The 18,495-nt window shown below is 62.4% G+C and carries 17 protein-coding genes; 9 read left to right on the top strand and 8 right to left on the bottom strand.

Annotated features, from left to right (window positions below; translation table 11 throughout):
• The first annotated feature begins 131 nt into the window (after positions 1-131).
• From RS694_RS18785 to RS694_RS18755, 7 genes are all read left to right on the top strand, one after another.
• A complete protein-coding gene (locus RS694_RS18785; protein ID WP_037246798.1) occupies positions 132-1,307 on the top strand; it encodes an ankyrin repeat domain-containing protein in 1,176 nt (391 codons plus the stop codon).
• Positions 1,308-1,386: 79 nt separating this feature from the next.
• Positions 1,387-2,721, top strand: coding sequence for a glutamate-5-semialdehyde dehydrogenase (locus RS694_RS18780; RefSeq protein ID WP_029706594.1), 1,335 nt, complete (start codon positions 1,387-1,389; stop codon positions 2,719-2,721).
• A gap of 116 nt (positions 2,722-2,837) precedes the next feature.
• A complete protein-coding gene (gene gshA, locus RS694_RS18775; protein ID WP_076069912.1) occupies positions 2,838-4,121 on the top strand; it encodes a glutamate--cysteine ligase in 1,284 nt (427 codons plus the stop codon).
• Between the two features lie 160 nt (positions 4,122-4,281).
• Complete coding sequence (locus RS694_RS18770) at positions 4,282-6,150, top strand: potassium transporter Kup (protein WP_029706592.1); 1,869 nt, start codon at positions 4,282-4,284, stop codon at positions 6,148-6,150.
• A 52-nt stretch (positions 6,151-6,202) separates the two neighbouring features.
• Positions 6,203-7,411 (top strand): benzoate/H(+) symporter BenE family transporter, encoded by a 1,209-nt coding sequence (locus RS694_RS18765; protein WP_029706591.1) that lies wholly within the window; start codon positions 6,203-6,205, stop codon positions 7,409-7,411.
• Between the two features lie 8 nt (positions 7,412-7,419).
• Positions 7,420-8,376, top strand: a complete 957-nt coding sequence (gene gshB, locus RS694_RS18760) for a glutathione synthase (protein ID WP_029706590.1) — start codon at positions 7,420-7,422, stop codon at positions 8,374-8,376.
• Positions 8,377-8,444: 68 nt separating this feature from the next.
• On the top strand, positions 8,445-9,011 hold the full coding sequence (locus RS694_RS18755; protein WP_029706587.1) for a PKD domain-containing protein: 567 nt from the start codon (positions 8,445-8,447) through the stop codon (positions 9,009-9,011).
• A gap of 30 nt (positions 9,012-9,041) precedes the next feature.
• Here RS694_RS18755 and RS694_RS18750 read toward each other — a convergent pair whose 3' ends face one another.
• Entirely contained in the window at positions 9,042-9,932 is an 891-nt protein-coding gene (locus tag RS694_RS18750) for a class II glutamine amidotransferase (RefSeq protein WP_081708564.1), read from the bottom strand.
• 68 nt (positions 9,933-10,000) lie between these two features.
• Complete coding sequence (locus RS694_RS18745) at positions 10,001-10,192, bottom strand: 4-oxalocrotonate tautomerase (protein ID WP_029706585.1); 192 nt, start codon at positions 10,190-10,192, stop codon at positions 10,001-10,003.
• A gap of 77 nt (positions 10,193-10,269) precedes the next feature.
• Here RS694_RS18745 and RS694_RS18740 point away from each other — a divergent pair, with 77 nt between their 5' ends.
• Entirely contained in the window at positions 10,270-11,751 is a 1,482-nt protein-coding gene (locus RS694_RS18740; RefSeq protein WP_161631555.1) for an ArnT family glycosyltransferase, read from the top strand.
• A 13-nt stretch (positions 11,752-11,764) separates the two neighbouring features.
• Complete coding sequence (locus tag RS694_RS18735) at positions 11,765-12,580, top strand: phosphatase PAP2 family protein (protein WP_051391753.1); 816 nt, start codon at positions 11,765-11,767, stop codon at positions 12,578-12,580.
• A gap of 136 nt (positions 12,581-12,716) precedes the next feature.
• On the opposite strand, the gene RS694_RS18730 is transcribed toward RS694_RS18735, so the two are convergent.
• The 6 genes from RS694_RS18730 to RS694_RS18705 all read right to left on the bottom strand — a co-directional run bounded on the left by RS694_RS18730 (position 12,717) and on the right by RS694_RS18705 (position 18,417).
• Entirely contained in the window at positions 12,717-13,826 is a 1,110-nt protein-coding gene (locus RS694_RS18730; protein ID WP_029706581.1) for a serine/threonine protein kinase, read from the bottom strand.
• Positions 13,827-13,872: 46 nt separating this feature from the next.
• Positions 13,873-15,390 (bottom strand): serine/threonine protein kinase, encoded by a 1,518-nt coding sequence (locus RS694_RS18725; RefSeq protein ID WP_076069909.1) that lies wholly within the window; start codon positions 15,388-15,390, stop codon positions 13,873-13,875.
• Positions 15,387-16,142, bottom strand: coding sequence for a metallophosphoesterase family protein (locus RS694_RS18720; RefSeq protein ID WP_029706578.1), 756 nt, complete (start codon positions 16,140-16,142; stop codon positions 15,387-15,389). Before RS694_RS18720 ends, RS694_RS18725 begins: the two co-directional genes overlap by 4 nt.
• A 140-nt stretch (positions 16,143-16,282) precedes the next feature.
• Positions 16,283-17,407, bottom strand: a complete 1,125-nt coding sequence (locus RS694_RS18715; RefSeq protein WP_029706577.1) for a DUF2855 family protein — start codon at positions 17,405-17,407, stop codon at positions 16,283-16,285.
• A gap of 72 nt (positions 17,408-17,479) precedes the next feature.
• Positions 17,480-17,896: an organic hydroperoxide resistance protein gene (locus RS694_RS18710; RefSeq protein ID WP_029706576.1), complete on the bottom strand. Its 417-nt coding sequence runs from the start codon at positions 17,894-17,896 to the stop codon at positions 17,480-17,482.
• 41 nt (positions 17,897-17,937) lie between these two features.
• Entirely contained in the window at positions 17,938-18,417 is a 480-nt protein-coding gene (locus tag RS694_RS18705) for a MarR family winged helix-turn-helix transcriptional regulator (RefSeq protein WP_029706574.1), read from the bottom strand.
• Positions 18,418-18,495: the final 78 nt, after the last annotated feature.

Genomic DNA, 18,495 nt, shown 5'->3' with positions numbered 1-18,495 from the left:
GTAAAGTAGCACTTTTACAGTGCTGCCGTTAATTGGCAAATACTGAGATTGGTGCGTAGCAACTTCTGCAGCCCACACCGGACGTCTAGGTCCGTAAGCAATATATTGAGACCTCTCAAAGGCAAGTTGACATGAATAAATTCGTATTTTTTTGCATGGCGGCGCTCATAACGTTCACGTTGAATGCACAAACGCTTGGTGAAGCCGTGTTGCGTGGAGATGGTGAAAAAATTCGAGAGCTGCTGCAAAAAGGGGAAGACCCCAATCAAAAAAATGCCTTCGGAGTCAGTCTGTTCTTTTCTGCATGCTTTGCTGCGCCAAAGTCAGCTATTGAACTCTTATTGGCAAATGGCGGAGATCCTGCAGGAGTAAGCCCGGTCAATGGTCAAACGCCACTGATGTTGGTTATCCGCCGCTTTGGAGATTCACAGTTGGTGGATGCATTCTTGGCAAAAAAAGTGAATGTCAATATTTCGGCAAAGGACGGTTGGACGGCATTGATGGATGCTGTGAACAAAGAGGACGCTCCATTGCCGCTTGTAAAGAAATTGATTGCTGCCGGAGCAAATGTCCAAGCGAAGACTCGAAATGGGGAGACGGCATTGTTTTGGGTGACACACCCTCAAATGGTCGATTTTCTTCTGGAAAACGGTATCGCGGTTAACGATTTGGATTCAGAAGGCACTAGTGCACTGCTGTTTGCCACCCAATATGGACGCATGGATGTAATGAATGCGCTCATTCAGCGCGGTGCCAATGTCAACGTCCAAAATAAGCGGGGTGAGTCCCCTCTGCTGCTTGCGTTGAAATCGGAGGGGACGTCTACAGTTGGTGACTTCGGTCTAACAACAATGCTTTTGGATGTGGGAGCAGACGCGAAAGCTATTAATGCATCTGGACAAACGACATTGATGTACGCCGTGGGTGAGGGCGACATAGGACAAGGGCGAAAAGAAGTACGTGGCTTTGTTATTAAGAAGCTATTGGAGAAAGGCGCAAATGTGAATGCCCAGACCCATGGCGGGGTGAGCGCTCTGATGATTGCCTCTGGCAAAGGAAACACGAATGCCGTCAGGCTACTAATGGATAGCGGGGCCAATCCCAATCAGTTTGATGGTGATGGCGCAACGCCTTTGATGTGGGCAGCAGGCAGCTTCAATATGACTGCATTTCGTGAAATCGCTGCGTTGTTGCTATCGGCTGGCGCAGATGCGAGACACAAAAGAATGGATGGAAAGACAGTTTTTGATCTTCTTGATGAGACATCTAAGGTAGAGCTTCAGAAATTAGTGTCGCAGCGTAGCTGAATGCGCAACCAGAGCAGTTTTTGACCTTCGGACTGAAAGCACATGTAAGTCAACAGTTGCAATCTGCGAAAATCCCCCCATGAATGCGACCAACATCACCGAATACACCCACGCCCTGGGTTCACAGGCAAAAGTGGCTTCTGCCCTTATGGCGCGCGCGCAGTCAGCTACTAAAAACGTAGCGCTTCGCACCCTGGCGCGGCTGTTGCGCGAGAACACAGCCGCCCTGCAGGTGGACAACGCCAAGGACATCGAGCGGGCTATGGCCAATGGCCTGTCCGCGCCCATGGTGGACCGGCTGAAATTGACGCCCAAGGTGCTGGAGACCTGTGCGCAAGGCTGCGAGCAACTGGCGGCGATGGCGGATGTGATTGGCGAAATCATTGGCATGAAGCAGCAGCCCAGCGGCATCCGCGTGGGGCAGATGCGGGTGCCGATTGGCGTGTTCGGCATGATTTTCGAGAGCCGCCCGAATGTGACGATTGAGGCGGCCAGCCTGTCGATCAAAAGCGGCAATGCCTGCATCCTGCGCGGCGGCTCCGAGGCGATTGACTCCAACAAGGCACTGGCCAAGCTGGTGCAGCAGGCGCTGGTGGAAAGCGGCTTGCCCGCCGACGCGGTGCAGCTGGTGCAGACCACCGACCGCGAAGTGGTGGGGCAGCTCATTGCCATGCCGCAGTATGTGGATGTGATCATCCCGCGCGGTGGCAAGGGCCTGATCGAGCGCATCAGCCGCGACGCCAAGGTGCCGGTCATCAAACACCTGGACGGCAACTGCCATGTGTATGTGGACGACCCCTGCGACATCGCCATGGCGGTCAAGGTGGCGGACAACGCCAAGACCAACAAATACAGCCCCTGCAACGCCGCCGAAGGCCTGCTGGTCGCGCGCGGTGCGGCGGCGGAGTTCCTGCCGTTGATCGGCGCGGTCTACGCCGCCAAAGGCGTTGAGATGCGCTGCGACCCCGAAGCGCTGGCCATTTTGAAGCAAAAAGTGCCTCTAGCCCCCATGGGTAGTGCGCAAGCAGCTATCAAACCAGGAGCAATTTTGGAGCCCAAGCTAGTGCCGGCGCAAGAGAGCGACTGGTTCGAGGAGTACCTGGCGCCCATCATCAGCATCAAGGTGGTGGAGGGCATTGACGAAGCCATTGCCCACATCAACCAGTACAGCAGCCACCACACCGACGCCATCCTCACGCGCGACCACATGCACGCGCAGCGATTCCTGCGTGAGGTGGACTCAGCCAGCGTGATGGTCAACACCAGCACGCGTTTTGCCGATGGTTTCGAGTTTGGCTTGGGCGCGGAGATCGGCATCAGCACCGACAAGTTCCACGCCCGCGGTCCCGTGGGCATTGAGGGGCTGACGTCGCTGAAGTACGTGGTGCTGGGGGACGGGGAGGTGCGCGTCTGACGACGCGCGTCGGCGAAGTGCTGCTTGCAGGGCGAATCCTGCGGACTTGAAATCCGGCCGCGAATCATCATCTAGGTGCGACCCCTAAAATGGGTCTCCCTATTTGAAAGCGCTGTATGGTCCCGCACCTCGTCACTGCCCTTACCGGCCCCATCAATGAGTTGGAGCAGCGCGTGCTGGACTCCATGCCCGCCATCGAGCGCTGGTTTCGCCTGGAGTGGATGGAGCACACACCGCCCTTCTATTCCGCGGTCGACGTGCGCAATGCCGGCTTCAAGCTGGCGCCGGTCGATACCGACCTGTTCCCCGGTGGCTGGAACAACCTGACCCCATCCATGCTGCCGCTGGCGGTGCAGGCGGCCATGGCGGCGATTGAGAAAATCTGCCCCGAGGCGCGCAACCTGCTGATCGTTCCTGAGAACAACACGCGCAACACCTTCTACCTGAGCAATCTGGCCCAGTTGCGCCGCATCTTCCACATGGCGGGACTCAATGTGCGCATTGGCTCCATCAGTCCGGACGTCAAGAAAAGCACGGTGATCGAACTGCCCGGCGGCGAGTCCATCACGCTGGAGCCTGTGGTGCGCACCAAAGGGCGCTTGGGCGTCAAGGACTTTGATCCCTGCACCATCCTGCTCAACACCGACCTGAGCGCCGGTGTGCCAGGCATCTTGGAAGACCTGCACGAGCAATACCTGCTGCCGCCCCTGCACGCGGCCTGGGCCACGCGGCGCAAGAGCACCCACTTCAAGTGTTACGAAGAAGTGTCCAAGCGTTTTGGCAAGTTGATTGGTGTGGACCCTTGGCTGATCAACCCGATGTTCGACAAGTGCGAGAGCGTGGATTGCGGCAGCCCCGCCGGTCTGGACGCGCTGACCAGCCGGGTGGACGCGATGCTGACCAAGGTCAAGAAGAAATACAAGGAATACGGCATCAAGGAAAAGCCGTTTGTCATCGTCAAGGCCGACAACAGCAGCAGCGGCATGGGCATCATGACCGTGCGCGATGCCAAAGAGTTGGCCACCCTGCGCGGCACCATGGCCGGCAAGACCAGCCTGCAAGGCCCCTGCGAACTGATCATCCAGGAAGGTGTGCTGACCAACGAACGCATGAACGACGCCGTGGCCGAGCCCGTGGTCTACATGATGGACCGTTACGTGGTGGGCGGTTTTTACCGCGTGCATGCCGAGCGGGGTGTGGACGAAAGCCTCAACGCACCAGGCTCCAGCTACGTTCCGCTGGCTTTTGCCGAGAGTACGCACTTACCTCAGCCAGGCATCAAACCCGGTGCCAGCGCGCCCAACCGCTTCTACATGTACGGCGTGATCGGCCGCCTGGCCATGCTGGCCGCCAGCTACGAGCTGGAAGCCACCGACCCCGAAGCCGAGCAGTACAGCTAGGTTCCGACGCGGCCTGTCAAGGGCCGGGTTGCTGCACTGCAACATCCTTTGAAGGGCATGAAAAATAGCCCTTTTCAGCCCGGCGAGGGGGCTGGCCGGGCGCAAAATAGCGATCCCAAATGGAACGGACCCCGGCGGCAGGCTGCAGCCGGGTGATTTTGTGTCAGCATCCAAATCGTCTCTCGCGGCGCTCACCCTCGGCGCCATCGGTGTCGTCTACGGAGACATCGGTACCAGTGTCCTGTACGCGATGAAAGAGGTCTTTGGCTCCGGCCATGTGCCCTTCACCACCGACAATGTCTACGGCATCCTGTCCATCTTCTTCTGGACGCTGACGGTCATCGTCTCCATCAAGTACGTGGTGCTGGTGCTGCGGGCCGACAACAACGGCGAGGGCGGGCTGGTCGCCATGCTGGCGCTGGCCTCCATGTCGGTCAAACACCGGCCCCAGTTGCGGCGCGTGCTGCTGATCGTGGGCATCTTTGGCACCTGCCTTTTTTACGGTGACGGTGTCATCACCCCGGCCATCTCGGTGCTGTCGGCGGTGGAAGGCCTGGAGGTCATCACGCCGGCCTCCAAGAAATTTGTTATCCCCATCACGCTGCTGATCCTGTTTGGCCTGTTTTTTGTCCAGAAACGTGGCACCAGCGGCATTGGCAAGTTTTTTGGCCCCATCACGCTGGTGTGGTTTACCGTGCTGGCGCTGCTGGGCGCGATGCACATCGTGGACCACCCGGAAATCCTGTGGGCCATCAGCCCGCACTACGCGCTGGGCTTCATGTGGAACAACCCGGGCATCACCTTCATCATCCTGGGCGCTGTGGTCTTGTGCGTCACGGGGGCCGAAGCGTTGTATGCCGATATGGGCCACTTCGGCAAAAAGCCGATCCGCCTGGCCTGGTTTTCGGTGGTCATGCCGGCGCTCGTGATCAATTATTTTGGCCAAGGTGCGCTGCTGTTGCAAAACCCGGCAGCCGTCAAAAACCCGTTCTTCCTGATGGCGCCCGACTGGGCGCTGATCCCCCTGGTCATCCTGGCCACCATGGCCACGGTGATCGCGTCGCAGGCGCTGATCTCGGGCGCTTTCTCGGTGACCAAGCAGGTCATCCAGCTCGGCTACCTGCCGCGTTTGCAGATCGAACACACCAGCGTGCGCGACACCGGGCAGGTCTACCTGCCGTTTGTGAACTGGGGCTTGTTTGTGGCCATCGCACTGGCGGTGGTGATGTTCAAGTCGTCCAGCAACCTGGCCGGTGCCTACGGTATTGCCGTGTGCACCGACATGCTGATCACCACGGTGCTGACCTTCTACGTCGTGCGCTACAGCTGGAAGTACCCGCTGTGGCTGTGCGTGGCGGCGACCGGTTTCTTCTTTGTGGTGGACTTTGCCTTCTGGGCATCCAACCTGCTCAAGCTGTTTGACGGCGGCTGGTTCCCGCTGATGATTGGCGGTGCCATCTTCACACTCATGATGACCTGGAAAGATGGCCGCCACCTGCTCAATGCCAAGCTGCGCGCTGACGCGATCGACCTCAAGAGTTTTCTGGAAGCCGTGTTTGTGGTGCCGCCCGTTCGTGTGGAAGGTACCGCGGTGTTCCTGACCTCTGAGGTCGGCACCGTGCCGAACGCGCTGCTGCACAACCTCAAACACAACAAGGTGCTGCACGCCAACAACCTGTTTGTCACCGTACGCAACCACGAGATCCCGTGGATCGGCATGGATAAACGCTTGCAGATCGAATCCCTGGGCCATGACTGCTGGCAGGTGGTGTTGCACTACGGTTTCAAGAACGACCCTGACATCCCCAAGGCACTGCAGCAGATCAAGGGCCGGGGCTGTGAGCTGGAAGCCATGACAACCAGCTACTTCCTTTCGCGCGACACCGTGGTGCCCACGCTGGGCGACGGCATGGCGCCCTGGCGCGAAAAACTGTTTGCGCAGATGCACCACAACGCCAGTGGCGCGGCCGACTTCCTGAACTTGCCCAACAACTCGGTGGTGGAGCTGGGCTCGAAGATCGAAATTTAGCGGGTACCGCACCGCCCATCAAGGGCATGCATGCGGTGTCACAATGGCCCGCATGCAATTTTTCAAAGACCTCAGCCTCTCGGCGGCGACCGCCGGTTTTGTGGCCGTGCTTGTCGGTTTCACCAGTTCCGTTGCCATCGTTTTCCAGGCCGCACAGGCCTTTGGTGCCAGCCCTGAAATCATCGCCTCGTGGATGTGGGCGCTGAGCATTGGCATGGGGCTGTGCACCCTGGTGCCCTCGCTGTGGCTCAAGAAGCCCGTGATGGTGGCCTGGAGCACACCGGGCGCAGCGGTGCTGGCCTCGGCCGGTCTGGCCGGTGGCTTCAACATGGCCGACGCCGTGGGCGCTTTTATCCTGTGCGCGCTGTTGATTACGCTGGTGGGCGCCACCGGCTGGTTTGAGCGCGTGATGAACCGCATTCCGCTGGCGCTGGCCTCGGCGCTGCTGGCCGGCGTGCTGGCGCGGTTTGGTCTGTCCGGTTTTGGTGCTGCGCAAACCGCCTTGCCGCTGGTCGCCACCATGGTGCTGGCGTATTTGCTGGGCAAGCGTTTCATGCCGCGTTACGCGGTGCCGCTGACCCTGCTGGTTGCTATTGTTTTCGTAGCTGTTGGCGCAGGTTTCAAGCCGGTGGACATTGCTTTTGGTATCACATGGCCGGTATTTGTGGCCCCGCAGTTTTCGGTGGCAGCCTTCATCAGCCTGTCGCTGCCGCTGTTTGTCGTGACCATGGCCTCGCAGAACCTGCCGGGCGTGGCGGCCATCCAGGCTGCGGGCTATGCCGACCGCCGTGCGCAAGGGGGTGATGCGGGCATTCCCATCTCCAAGGTCATCACGCTCACCGGGCTGGCCACGCTGGTGCTGGCGCCGTTTGGCGCATTCGCCATCAACCTCAGCGCTATTACTGCAGCGATCTGCATGGGGCCCGAAGCACACGCCAACCCGGACCGCCGCTACACCGCGGCCGTATCGTGTGGCGCCATCTACCTGGTGATCGGCCTGTTTGGCGCTGCCATCACCGGTGTGCTGACGGCATTCCCCAAAGAGCTGGTGGCCGCGATTGCGGGGCTGGCTTTGCTGGGCACCATTGGCGGTGCTTTAACGGCGGCACTGAAGGACGACACCAACCGCGAAGCTGCGCTCATCACTTTTCTGGTCACACTCAGTGGCGTGGTCATTGCGGGCGTAGGTTCGGCCTTCTGGGGCGTGGTCGCTGGCGCACTGGCGCTCCTGGTACAACATTTCGGAAAATCCAAAGCATGAAAACACCCCTGGACATTTTGTTTGTGGCCGACCCGCTGGAGTCGTTCAAGATCTACAAGGACACCACGTTCTCGATGATGCGCGAGGCCCAGCGCCGCGGCCACCGCATCTTCGCGTGTGAGCCGCGCCAGCTGGTGTGGCAGCGCGGTGGGAGCGTGCAGGCGCGCGTGCGTGCCCTCACGCTTACGGGCCAGCCCGATGTCTGGTTTACCGAGGCCGCGCCTGCGGTGTGGGAGGTCAAGGACTTTGGCGCCGTGGTCATGCGCAAGGACCCGCCGTTCGACAGTGAATTTTTCTACGCCACCCATCTGCTGGAGCAGGCCGAGCGCGAAGGCGCCAAGGTCTTCAACAAGCCCCGTGCGCTGCGCGACCACCCCGAGAAACTGGCGATTCTGGAGTTCCCGCAGTTCATCGGCCCTACGCTGGTTACGCGTGTGCCGGACGCTGTGCGTGCCTTCCACGCAGAGCACCGCGACATCATCCTGAAACCGCTGGATGGCATGGGCGGCATGGGCATCTTCCGTGTCAAGGACGATGGCCTGAATCTGGGCGGCATCATCGAGACGCTCAACAAGGACGGCGCCCAGACCCTGATGGTGCAGAAGTTTCTGCCCGCCATCAGCGAAGGTGACAAACGTGTGCTGGTCATCGGGGGCAAACCTGTGCCGTTCTGCCTGGCGCGTATCCCGCAGGGTGGTGAGGTGCGTGGCAACCTGGCCGCCGGTGGCAAGGGCGTGGCCCTGCCGCTGAGCGCGGATGACCGGCGTATTGCCGAGGCGCTGGGGCCTATCCTGGCCGCGCGCGGATTGTTGCTCGTGGGGCTGGACGTGATTGGCGACAGTCTCACCGAGATCAATGTCACCAGCCCGACCTGTTTCCAGGAAATCCATGACCAGACCGGCTTTGATGTGCCTGCGATGTTTGTGGATGCGCTGGAAGCGGCAGTGCTTGCTTTGGCACGCTGAACGCGCACAATAGGCGGGCAGCGGTGCTGCCATGTCAGGCAGTGGCGCTTTACGCAAGGAGACAAGTCATGCAAATCAAATTCAAAGTGGGTGCGCTGCTCGGTGCAGGCATCCTGGTCGCGTCGGCACAAGCGCAGGTCCTGGGGGCGATCACGGCCAATCCCATGACTGCCAAGGTGGGTGACCCAGTCACCATCAGCGCCAACATCGATGTGCTCAACGCCAACTACTGTGGCTTTGTGGTCGGGTTTGGTGATGGCAGTGGCAAAGATGGCGTCAGCGACGTGAATAACCCGGTCCCCCTGGTGCTTACCCACACCTATGACAAACCGGGCACGTACCATGTGACGCTCGGCGGGCGCAATGTGCAAAACCACCCCAACTGCGGTGGCCAGGAGCGTGCGGTGGACATCACCGTGACGGGCCCGGCGTTGTCCGCCAAGCCTACGGCCTTGAAGCCCGCAGACGTTTGCGGCACAGGCTGGAAACTCTCTGGCAAGCTCAATACCAAGACCGGCACTTTCACTTGTGCAGCCAAAGCCGGCACGGCATTTCCTGCGGACAAACCGGTTTGCCGCGGCGACCTGAGCTACTTTGAGAATGTGAAAAAAGGCCAGTACGGCTGCAAACCCTGAGGGCTGACGGGCCAGTGGCCCCTTGAAGCCTCAAGCCGCAGCCGGTACCGCCCGGGCTGCGGCTTTCGCAGCCTCTTCTGCTTCGCGCAGGGCGGCGGCCGCTGCCGCGGCCGCAATCAGCGTGGTTTTGCAGACCGCGCGGCTCAAGGGGCGGCCGTCGACAAACGCCTGCAGTTCACCGGCTTCCATGGCCACCCAGTTTTCGTTGGTGGTGAGCGGCTCGGTCACCACGATCACCAGCCGGTCTTCCGGGCCGTTGAGTTCGGACAGGTCCACCGTCACATCTTCGTCCTTGAGTTGTACATGGCTGAAGGGGTGCTGGCGCACCACGTAACACAGCTTGGTGCTGGCGTGTGCCCACAGGGCCTGGCCATTGCTCAGCAAAAAATTGAAGGTGCCGTGCCGTGCGATTTTGGGCACCAGTTCGGCCAGGGTGCTGGTTAGTTCTTCGACACTGGGCACGGAGGCGTGTGATTTGTTGAGCTCCTGCAGCAGCCAGCAAAATGCCAGTTCGCTGTCGGTGGTGCCAACCGGTTTGAAGCTGCCGTGCAGCGGTGGGTTGAATTCCTTGAGATCACCGTTGTGGGCAAACACCCAGTAGCGGCCCCACAGTTCGCGTGTGAATGGATGGCAGTTTTCCAGCGTGACCGCGCCCACCGTGGCCTTGCGCACGTGGGCCACCACGTTGTGGCTCTTGATGGGGTAGGACTTGAGCATCTTCGCAATGGGCGAGGTGGATGCGCTTTCCTTGTCGACAAAATGCCGGGCGGCCTTGCCGGGCAGGTCTCCCTCACTCTCGAAGAATGCGATGCCCCAGCCGTCTGCGTGGTGGTCGGTGCAACCGCCGCGCTGCGAAAAGCCGGTAAAGCTCAGCGTCAGGCTGGCCGGCAAATGGCTGTTCATACCCAGGAGTTGGCACATGGAAACAGTTTACTCCGGGGCGGGCCGCGCAGCTTATGCGAAATCGGTTCGTGCTTGCTACTTTTACTTTATGGCCGCGGCTCGTTCCACAACTTGCCGCCGGTGGCCCAGTTTTCCTTTTTCACCTCGGCAATCACAATGTCCACGGCCTCGGGTGAGCAGCCCAGCACTTCCACCGTGACCCGGGTGACTTCCTCCACCAGCTTCTTTTTCTGCTCCGGCGTGCGGCCTTCAAACATTTCAACGTGGTAAGTGGGCATGGGGTTCCTTGTTTGGGTAGGGGAGATAGCTCTGCAGTTTAGACTGCGGGCCTGTCCTTTTGCCTAGTTGCCGACCTGTGCGCCTGCCTCCCGCCCTTTTTTCTGCCCCCTGGAACCTGCGTTGGTTGCTGGCGCTGGTGTGTCTGCTGCATGTCGCGCTGGGTGCCAGTAGCGGGCTGTCGGTGGACGAGGCGCACTACGCGCTGTATGCCACGCACCTCGCGCTGAGTTATTTCGACCATCCGCCGCTGGTGGGCTGGCTGCAGTGGCCGCTGGTGGCACTGGACGCACCTACTGCGGTGTTGCGCCTGATTCCCGAGCTGTTGTGGCTGGGCACCGCCTTGCTGGTGCACCGCATTGCCGTGCGCTTGCATGGGGAGTCTGCCGGGTTCTGGGCCGTGCTGGCGCTGGCGCTGGCCCCCTTGCTGCATGTGCTGGGCGTTGGGCTGTTGCCCGACAGTTTGCTGATGTTCTTCACCGCGGCGCTGATGTTGCAAACCCTGGCGTTGATGGATGCCAACACCGTGCAGCGCCCCGGGCCCTGGCTCCTGCTGGGCCTGCTGCTGGGGCTGGCGGGCTTGTCCAAGTACACCGCCATTTTTGCGGCACTCGCGGTGGCCGCCTGCCTGCTCGGCGCCCACGGCGTGCGCCTGCTGCGCAACCCGTGGCCCTGGGTTGCCGTGGGTGTGGCGCTGCTGCTGGTGCTGCCGGTACTGGTGTGGAACGCGCAGAACCAGTGGATCTCTTTCACCTACCAGGCGCAGCATGGCGCTGGCAGCACCTGGCAGTTCGTTCATGTGCTGCGCTTTTTGCTGTTGCAAGTGTTGGTGTTCGGGCCATTGCTGCTATGGGGCGCATCCGGTGTGCGGCGTACGGCTCGGGCGTTGCGCACACTGGGATTGTGGTTTGCCATTCCGTTTGTTGTGCTGGCGACCCTGGCGGGCGGTGGCTCCAGTCTGCCGCACTGGACGGCGCCGGCTTGGGTGGCCCTGGCCCCGTTTGCCGGCGTGGCGCTGGCCCAGGTCGTGCAACGGCGCGGGCGCATCTGGGTGGGTCTGCTGGTGGCCGTGCAGGCGCTGCTGTGCGCAGGCTTCATGGGCCTGATGGCCAGTGGCGGTGTACCACTGCTGCCTGCTGCGCAGATGCAGGCTGGTGACGCCCCCAATCCGTTTGCCGACCTGCATGGCTGGCAGCAGGCCGGGCAGCGTGCCCGTGTGCTGGCGCAAGAACACCAGTTGACCAGTGTGGCGGTACAAAACTGGACGCTGGCCAGCCGCCTGGGCTGGTATGCGCGGCCACTGCCGGTGCATGTGCTGGAAGACCGTTACGACCAGTTCGACTGGTGGGCCGGCGACCTGCCGCAGGGCGGTAACACCCTGTTGGTGGACTGGTCGCAGATGAGCTACGACGTACCGCTGGCGCCCCACGGTTTTGCCAGCTGCACCTTGTTGGACACTCAGGACGTCGTGCGTCTGGGACGGCCGCTGTCCCGTTTCTGGTTTTATGCGTGTCAGGGCTGGTCGGGTGATCCGCAACCGCGCCTGAAAACCGCCCCCTGAACTTCTGTCTCCCATGTCTACATCGCAACCCGTGTCCGCTGTCCCTGCAACGCCCACCGTGCCCCGTTGGGTCTGGTGGCTGCCGCTGGTGATTTTTGGGGTGTCGGCGCCGCTGTGGCTGCACTGGACCGAGCCCGGGCTGTTCCTGGCGATCAACCGCTGGTGTGCCCCGGTTGCTGCGCCGGTGTGGACCGGTTTGTCATTGCTGGGCAATGCCTGGGGCATTCTGGGCGTGACGGCACCGCTGCTGGTGCTGGCGCCGCGCCTGTTGTGGGCCTGGTTGTGTGCTGCGCCGTTTGCTATCGTGTTTGCGCGCACCGGCAAGTTCTTCATTGAGAGCCCGCGCCCTGCGGCCGAGGTGGACAACGCGCAGATGCGCATCGTTGGCGAGCTGCTGCACAACGTGTCCATGCCTTCGGGGCACACGCTCACCGCTTTTGCCGTGGCCAGTGGCATCTACTTTGCACTGCCTGTGGCACGCCGGTGGCGCCATGCTTGGTTGTTGCTGTTGGCCGCCGGTGCGGGTCTGTCACGCATTGCCGTGGGGGCGCACTGGCCCGGTGACGTGATGGTGGGTGCCGCGCTGGGTCTGCTCAGCGGGCTGTTGGGGCAGCTGTTGTTGCAACGGGTGCCCGCGGCCTGGTACCAGGCGCAGAGCTGGGCGCTGCGTACGGTTGCGCTGCTGGTGGTTGCGGCGGGCTACACCCTCGTGACAGACGCGCTCGATTTTGCCGAAAACCAGCCTGTGCAGTATCTGCTGGCGGTTGTGGTGCTGGTTGCGTTGCTGGGCTTTGTGCAACGCAGTTTTATGAGTAAAAAAGGCCTGTAGCCCTTTCTGGGGTTGCGCAATCAGCTATATATTCAGTAGCAATTTGGATGGTCTGCGCCATGGAATACGGTACGGGGCGACACCCGGCACGTGGCGTCCACGCACGGCGCTTTGGCGCAGACGCTGGTCTTGCCGCTCAGACCACCAGCGGGTCTTCTTGCATCGCTTCCATCTGCTCTTCCAGCATCAGCACCTGGCCCTGCCAGTAGTCGCTGGAGCCAAACCACGGGAAGTTGGCCGGAAAGGTCGGGTCGCTCCAGCGCCGTGCGAGCCAGGCGCTGTAGTGGATCAGGCGCAGCGTGCGCAGCGGTTCAATCAACGCCAGTTCGGTGCGGTCAAATTCGCGGAACTGTTCGTAGCCGTCCACCAGCATGCCCAATTGGCGGGTGCGCTGCTGGCGGTCACCGCTGAGCAGCATCCACAGGTCCTGCACGGCGGGGCCGGTGCGTGCGTCGTCCAGGTCGACAAAGTGCGGTCCCGGGCCTGCGGCGGCCGCGGCGTCGGTGGGCGTCCAGAGGATGTTGCCGGGGTGGCAGTCGCCATGCAGGCGCAACTGGCGTATACCGCTGGCATTGGACTTGTTTTGGCCTGTAGCCCCCGCCATGTCTGCGCGACCAGCTATTAAATCAATAGCGTCCTGGCAGGCTTTGGTCCAGGCACTTTGCACATCCAGCGGCACCATGTTGTGGGTCAGCAGCCACTGCATGGGTTCGATGGCAAAGGTCTGCACGTCCAGCGCGGGGCGGTGCACAAACGGGCGCTTGGCACCCACGGCGTGGATGCGAGCGAGAAAGCGGCCAATCCACTCCAGCACCTCGCCGTCGTCCAGCTCGGGCGGGCGCCCGCCACGGCGTGGGCTCACGCTGAAAGCAAAGCCGCCAAAGTGGTGCAGAGTGCGTGGCCCCCACGCTCCGCCGCTGCGCGGGTCGCTGCCCCCCGAGGGGGCCAACTCGCCTTGGGGCGGCCCGGCGGCGAGTTGCCCTTGTAGCACCAGCGGCCCGATGACCGGAATGTCCTCGGCCATCAGCTCGGCCGCAAAGTCGTGTTCTTCCTGGATCTGCGCGTCGCTCCAGCGCTCGGGCCGGTAGAACTTGGCGACCACCGCCGTGCCGTCTTCGAGCTGCACCTGGTAGACCCGGTTCTCGTAGGAGGACAGTGCGGTCAGCCGTCCATCACCGCGCAGGCCCACGCCCTCCAGCGCGTCCAGTACCAGGTCGGGGGTCAGTGTTTCAAAAGCGTGGGGCATGCACCGATTGTCGTCGGTGCGCCAAATGCGCTGCCGGGTCGTACGACTAGCCTAGCGGACCCAAGTCGTCGCCGTAGAGCCCATTGCTTGCTGGCGTGTCCGAATCCGAGTCTGAATATCCGTCATTGCTCCGTTGGGGCTTCTCGCCGAGCAGCTCAAACGGCAGCACCTGCTTGACCAGGATCACCGTGCAGGGGGCGTCCATCGCCACCTTGATCGGCACCGTGGCGATAAAACGCTGGGTTTTGAGGCCATGCGTGGCGGCGCCCATCACGATCACGCTGACCTGGTTGCCGGTGGCGTAGTCCAGCAGGGCCTGGGCCACGTCGCCCGACTCCAGCACGTGGCAGGAGATCTGGTGGCCCGGCTGTTCCAGCGGCTGCACCCACTGGCGCAGGGCCGTGAGGTAGCGCCGGTGGACAGTAGTTTCGCTGCTCTCTGCATCGGTGCTGCTGCCCAGGCTGGAGGAAATCACCGTCACGCAGGCCAGCCGCGCACCGGGGCGGTTGCCGAGCGCACGCGCCACGGCCTGGCGCAGCGAGTACAGCGTGGAATCGGTCACGTCCTTGTGCGGCACGGCCACCATGACGATGGGCACTTCGTCGATTTGCTGGGCCGGCAGCGGGCTGGGCTGGTAATGCATGCCCGCGGCCTTGATCCAGCGCTTGAAGTGCGTGCCAAAGCCGGTACCCTGGATGTTGCGCCCGCGCGCGGTGATCTGCACCTGCTCCGGGTTGCTCAGGTCAAACGCCAGATGTGCGGCAGACGGATAACGTTTGCGCGCTTCCGGTTCCAGGCAGCGCAACACCACTTCCTGCAGCCACTCCGGCACCTCAGGGCGCAGCTTGCGTGGCGGCGGCGGGTCCATCCACAGGCGCTGGCGCAGGCCGCCGGTGGTTTGCGGTGTGCCAAACGGAAGCTCGCCCGTGCACAACTCGTAGAGCATCACACCGATGGCAAAGATGTCGCTGCGCGGGTCGCCGCGCACACCCACCACCTGCTCGGGTGCGATCCAGGCGGGCGAGCCCACGGCCTTGCGCAATTGCTCGGCCAGCAGGTCGGGGTAATGCGCGTGGCAGGACAGGCCAAAGTCCAGCAGCACCGCGCTGCCATCGGGGCGGAACAACACGTTGGCGGGTTTGAGGTCCAAGTGGACGGTGTTTTGCTGGTGCAGCGCGTGGGCGGCATGGGCCATGGCTGTGCCCAGGCGGGCCACCTCGTCCACGTTGGGGCGTTCTTCCGCGTCCAGCCAGTGCTGCAGCGTGTGGCCGGTGACGTACTCCATGACCAGGTAGGGCACATGCACTAGGTCCCCGGCGGCGACAAAACGCGGCACATGGCTACCGGTGAGCACCTGCATGATCTGGCACTCGATCTCGAAGCTCACGATGTTCTCGGCACCATCGCCCGCTGTCATACGTGGAATCTTCATGGCCATGGCAAAACCCGGGCCGGGGCGATCCTGGGCGTAACGCACGCGGTAGATGTGCGCCATGCCCCCTGAGTGGATGCACTCTTCGATGGTGAAGCCATCAAGGACGGCGCCAGGCTCCAGCAGTTTCATCGTCCGCGCTCCAGCCGTTCGGCAAAAAACTCGGGCAGGCCGGCCGCGCGGATGGCGGTGGCGGCGGCCTGGTGGTCGTAGGGCACGCGGTGGAAGGTGAGCTGGCTGCGCTCGGTGTCCAGCAGCGCGTACATGGACAGCGGTTTGCCGTCGCGCGGCTGACCGACCGAGCCTATGGTGCCCAGCCACTGCCGGTGTCTGGGCACCGGTATGGGCACACCGGGCAGGGGTGTGAATTTCATGAGCCCGGTGTCGGCGCCGCGGTAGTACAGGTTTTGCTCATGCACGTGCCCGCCAAACACATAGCGCACACCGGGCCAGCCGTCGGTGGCTGCATCCAGGCTGGCGGTGGCGGCGCGCTGGTCGTAGACGTAGCGCCAGAGTTCGGGGTCGTTGGCACTGGCGTGCACCAGCAGCACCGTATCCAACTGCAGCGTGAGCGGCAGGGCCTGTAGCCAGGCCAGTTGGTCGTCGCTGAGCTGCTCATGGGTCCACAGGGCGGTGCTGTCGCCCACGGTCTTGACCTCGGCGGGCGGGTCCACGGCCATGGCATCGTGGTTGCCCTGCAGCACCAGGGCGCCTTCTTCGGTGAGCAGCCGGATGCGGTCCACCACGGCGGAAGGGGCGGCGCCATAACCCACCAGATCGCCAAGCACGGCAAAACGCTGCGCATGCTGCGCGCGCGCATGGGCCAGGCAGGCTTCGAGCGCCTGAAGATTGCCGTGGATATCGGACAGCAGGGCCAGTCGCATCGTGTCTCTCTCGGGGTGTTAGCCCTGCATCATGCCGCAGCCGGCTGACGTCAAATTTGCAGCAGCGATCCGTTCACCCTGAGCCCGTCGAGGGGCTTCGACAGGCTCAGGGTGAACGGAGGTGTTTGTTCAGCATGGCCCTATAGCGACAGGATGTGGCCCAGCTGCGCGTCGCCCGTGCCTTCCAGCACGCGGGCGTAGGCGGCCTGCACGGCGTCGGCACCCTGGTGGTGCTGTACGGTGAGCCAGGGGCGGTGGGGGTCTGCCACGGTGCGCACAAAGCCGTGCCAGGACTGCACCAGACGTTCGTTCAGCCCCTGTGGGGTCCACTCGGCGCTGCGTTTCTTGATCTGCGCCGGCGCGAAAAACAGCGTGGGTTTGGGGCCGGGCAGGTCGCGCCCGCCACCCAGTGCCGCCACGTGGGTGCCGCCAATCGAGCTGCTGAAAGCCAGATTTTGGCAATGGGTGTGCACGGCCTTGCGAAACGCGGCGTTGCCGGCAAAGTCCACATAAATGCAGGGTGCGTCTGCCGCCACCTGTTCCAGTTGCGCGTAGGTCAGCACGCGGTCGTAACACCCCAGGCCTTCGCAAAAGGCCACATTGCCTGGCGAGGTGAGGCCAACCACTTCCACGCCCTCGCGTTGGGCCATCCGGAAGGCCGTGCCGTAGGCGGTTTTGCTGGATGCGCTGGAGAGCAGCAACACGGCGCGCTGGCCGGGCCGCGATGCCGCACCAAACCAGGCGTTGTCGGCCAGGAAATCGTCAATCAGCCACGAGGTGATGTACAGCGGGCGCAACAGCGCCTGCAGGTCTTCGGTGTCGGCGCTGTAGAAGGGGTCGGTGCCGGTACGGGTGTACTGGTTGTAGACCGCGTGCAGTTCAGCGCGATGCGGCGCGTTGTCCATGAACGACAGCGGCGTCACCTTGCCGGGTGTCAGCACCACTGCGGTGGACATGGGGAAGTAACCGTAAAGGCGCTCACCCACTGCCACGCCGGCATGGGTGGATTCACGCACGGTGCCGAAGCCCCAGACCGGTATGCGGCCCCAGGCCGGGTCTTCTGCGCCGTCTTCGCCCGTGACGGGGAAGAAGCGCCAGTAGTTCATCGCATCACCAAACGCGGCGTAGGTGATGTTGTTGGACGTCAGCGCGAAGCGGTCAATGGCTACGCGGATCTGGCCTTCGCCCAAAGGTGCGGCTGTGTGGGTCTGGAATCGGGTGGTGGCGAGCTGGTCTTTGCGGACCTGAAAGTCGGAGGTGTGCATAGACACCACCATAAAGGAAACGGCCAGGCCCCACAAGGGAACCTGGCCGCCTGGGCGACAGAGTCGGGACGCTTAGACCAGGGTGATGGTCACGTCAATGTTGCCGCGGGTGGCGTTGGAGTAGGGGCACACTTGGTGTGCTGCGTCGACCAGGCTCTGGGCGGCTGCGCGGTCCATGCCGGGCAGGCTGATATTGAGGCGTGCGGCGATGCCGTAGGCGTTCGGGATCGGGCCCAGGTCGACTTCGGCGTCGATGGACAGGTCTGCGGGCAGCGTGACTTTCATCTTGCCGGCAACGGCCTTCATCGCACCGATGAAGCAGGCAGAGTAACCCGCGGCGAACAGTTGTTCGGGGTTGGTGCCGGTGCCGGAGGTGCCGGGGGAAGACAGGGTGACGTCCAGACGGCCGTCATCAGTCTTGGAGGCGCCGTCACGGCCGCCGGTGGTGTGGGCGCGGGCGGTGTAGAGAACTTTTTCGAGCTGGGCCATGGTGTTTTCCTTGGGAGTTAAAAGCTTCAGGTTGAAGCGGGTTAAGAAGCGATGAGAGGAGTGGGCGGCGCAGTCAGACGCTGGCGCAGGGTCTGCACCTGGCGCGTCAACGCCATCAATTCGGGAATGGGGCAGGCGGCTGCCTCGACCACGCAGCCGGGAATGGCGGCGGCTTTGGTTTTGAGCTTGCGGCCTTCAGGCGTCAGAGACACCAGCACCTGGCGCTCGTCTTCGGCGGAGCGCTGGCGCGACAGCAGGCCGGCCTGTTCCAGGCGTTTGAGCAAGGGGGTCAGGGTGCCGGAGTCCAGGGTCAGGCGTTCGCCCAGGCTGGAGACGGTGAGGCCATCGCGCTCCCACAGCACCAGCATGACGAGGTACTGCGGGTAGGTCAGCGCCAGCGTTTCCAGCAACGGCTTGTACAGCTTGGTCATGGCCAGGGAAGCGGAATACAGGGCAAAGCACAACTGGTTGTCCAGCAACAGCGCGGGATCGGCAGTAGGGGTAGTGACTTTGCGAAGCATGGCTGAATTATATCGAACAATTAAATTGTGTGCAATTTAATTTGAAAACCCCGTCATCCGGGTAAACCGGGCTTGGCA

Origin of the sequence: Rhodoferax saidenbachensis (assembly GCF_001955715.1) — a bacterium.
Classification (GTDB): Bacteria; Pseudomonadota; Gammaproteobacteria; order Burkholderiales; family Burkholderiaceae_C; genus Allorhodoferax; species Allorhodoferax saidenbachensis.
The sequence above is the reverse complement of the archived record's forward strand: the minus strand, read 5'-3'. Positions and strand labels throughout refer to the sequence as shown.

Bases quoted from the DNA above. Each gene is read 5' to 3' on its own strand.
- RS694_RS18785 (WP_037246798.1), top strand. From the start codon at position 132: ATGAATAAATTCGTATTTTTTTGCATGGCGGCGCTCATAACGTTCACG.
- RS694_RS18780 (WP_029706594.1), top strand. From the start codon at position 1,387: ATGAATGCGACCAACATCACCGAATACACCCACGCCCTGGGTTCACAG.
- gshA (WP_076069912.1), top strand. From the start codon at position 2,838: ATGGTCCCGCACCTCGTCACTGCCCTTACCGGCCCCATCAATGAGTTG.
- RS694_RS18765 (WP_029706591.1), top strand. From the start codon at position 6,203: ATGCAATTTTTCAAAGACCTCAGCCTCTCGGCGGCGACCGCCGGTTTT.
- RS694_RS18755 (WP_029706587.1), top strand. From the start codon at position 8,445: ATGCAAATCAAATTCAAAGTGGGTGCGCTGCTCGGTGCAGGCATCCTG.
- RS694_RS18750 (WP_081708564.1), bottom strand. From the start codon at position 9,932: ATGTGCCAACTCCTGGGTATGAACAGCCATTTGCCGGCCAGCCTGACG.
- RS694_RS18745 (WP_029706585.1), bottom strand. From the start codon at position 10,192: ATGCCCACTTACCACGTTGAAATGTTTGAAGGCCGCACGCCGGAGCAG.
- RS694_RS18735 (WP_051391753.1), top strand. From the start codon at position 11,765: ATGTCTACATCGCAACCCGTGTCCGCTGTCCCTGCAACGCCCACCGTG.
- RS694_RS18730 (WP_029706581.1), bottom strand. From the start codon at position 13,826: ATGCCCCACGCTTTTGAAACACTGACCCCCGACCTGGTACTGGACGCG.
- RS694_RS18725 (WP_076069909.1), bottom strand. From the start codon at position 15,390: ATGAAACTGCTGGAGCCTGGCGCCGTCCTTGATGGCTTCACCATCGAA.
- RS694_RS18720 (WP_029706578.1), bottom strand. From the start codon at position 16,142: ATGCGACTGGCCCTGCTGTCCGATATCCACGGCAATCTTCAGGCGCTC.
- RS694_RS18715 (WP_029706577.1), bottom strand. From the start codon at position 17,407: ATGCACACCTCCGACTTTCAGGTCCGCAAAGACCAGCTCGCCACCACC.
- RS694_RS18710 (WP_029706576.1), bottom strand. From the start codon at position 17,896: ATGGCCCAGCTCGAAAAAGTTCTCTACACCGCCCGCGCCCACACCACC.
- RS694_RS18705 (WP_029706574.1), bottom strand. From the start codon at position 18,417: ATGCTTCGCAAAGTCACTACCCCTACTGCCGATCCCGCGCTGTTGCTG.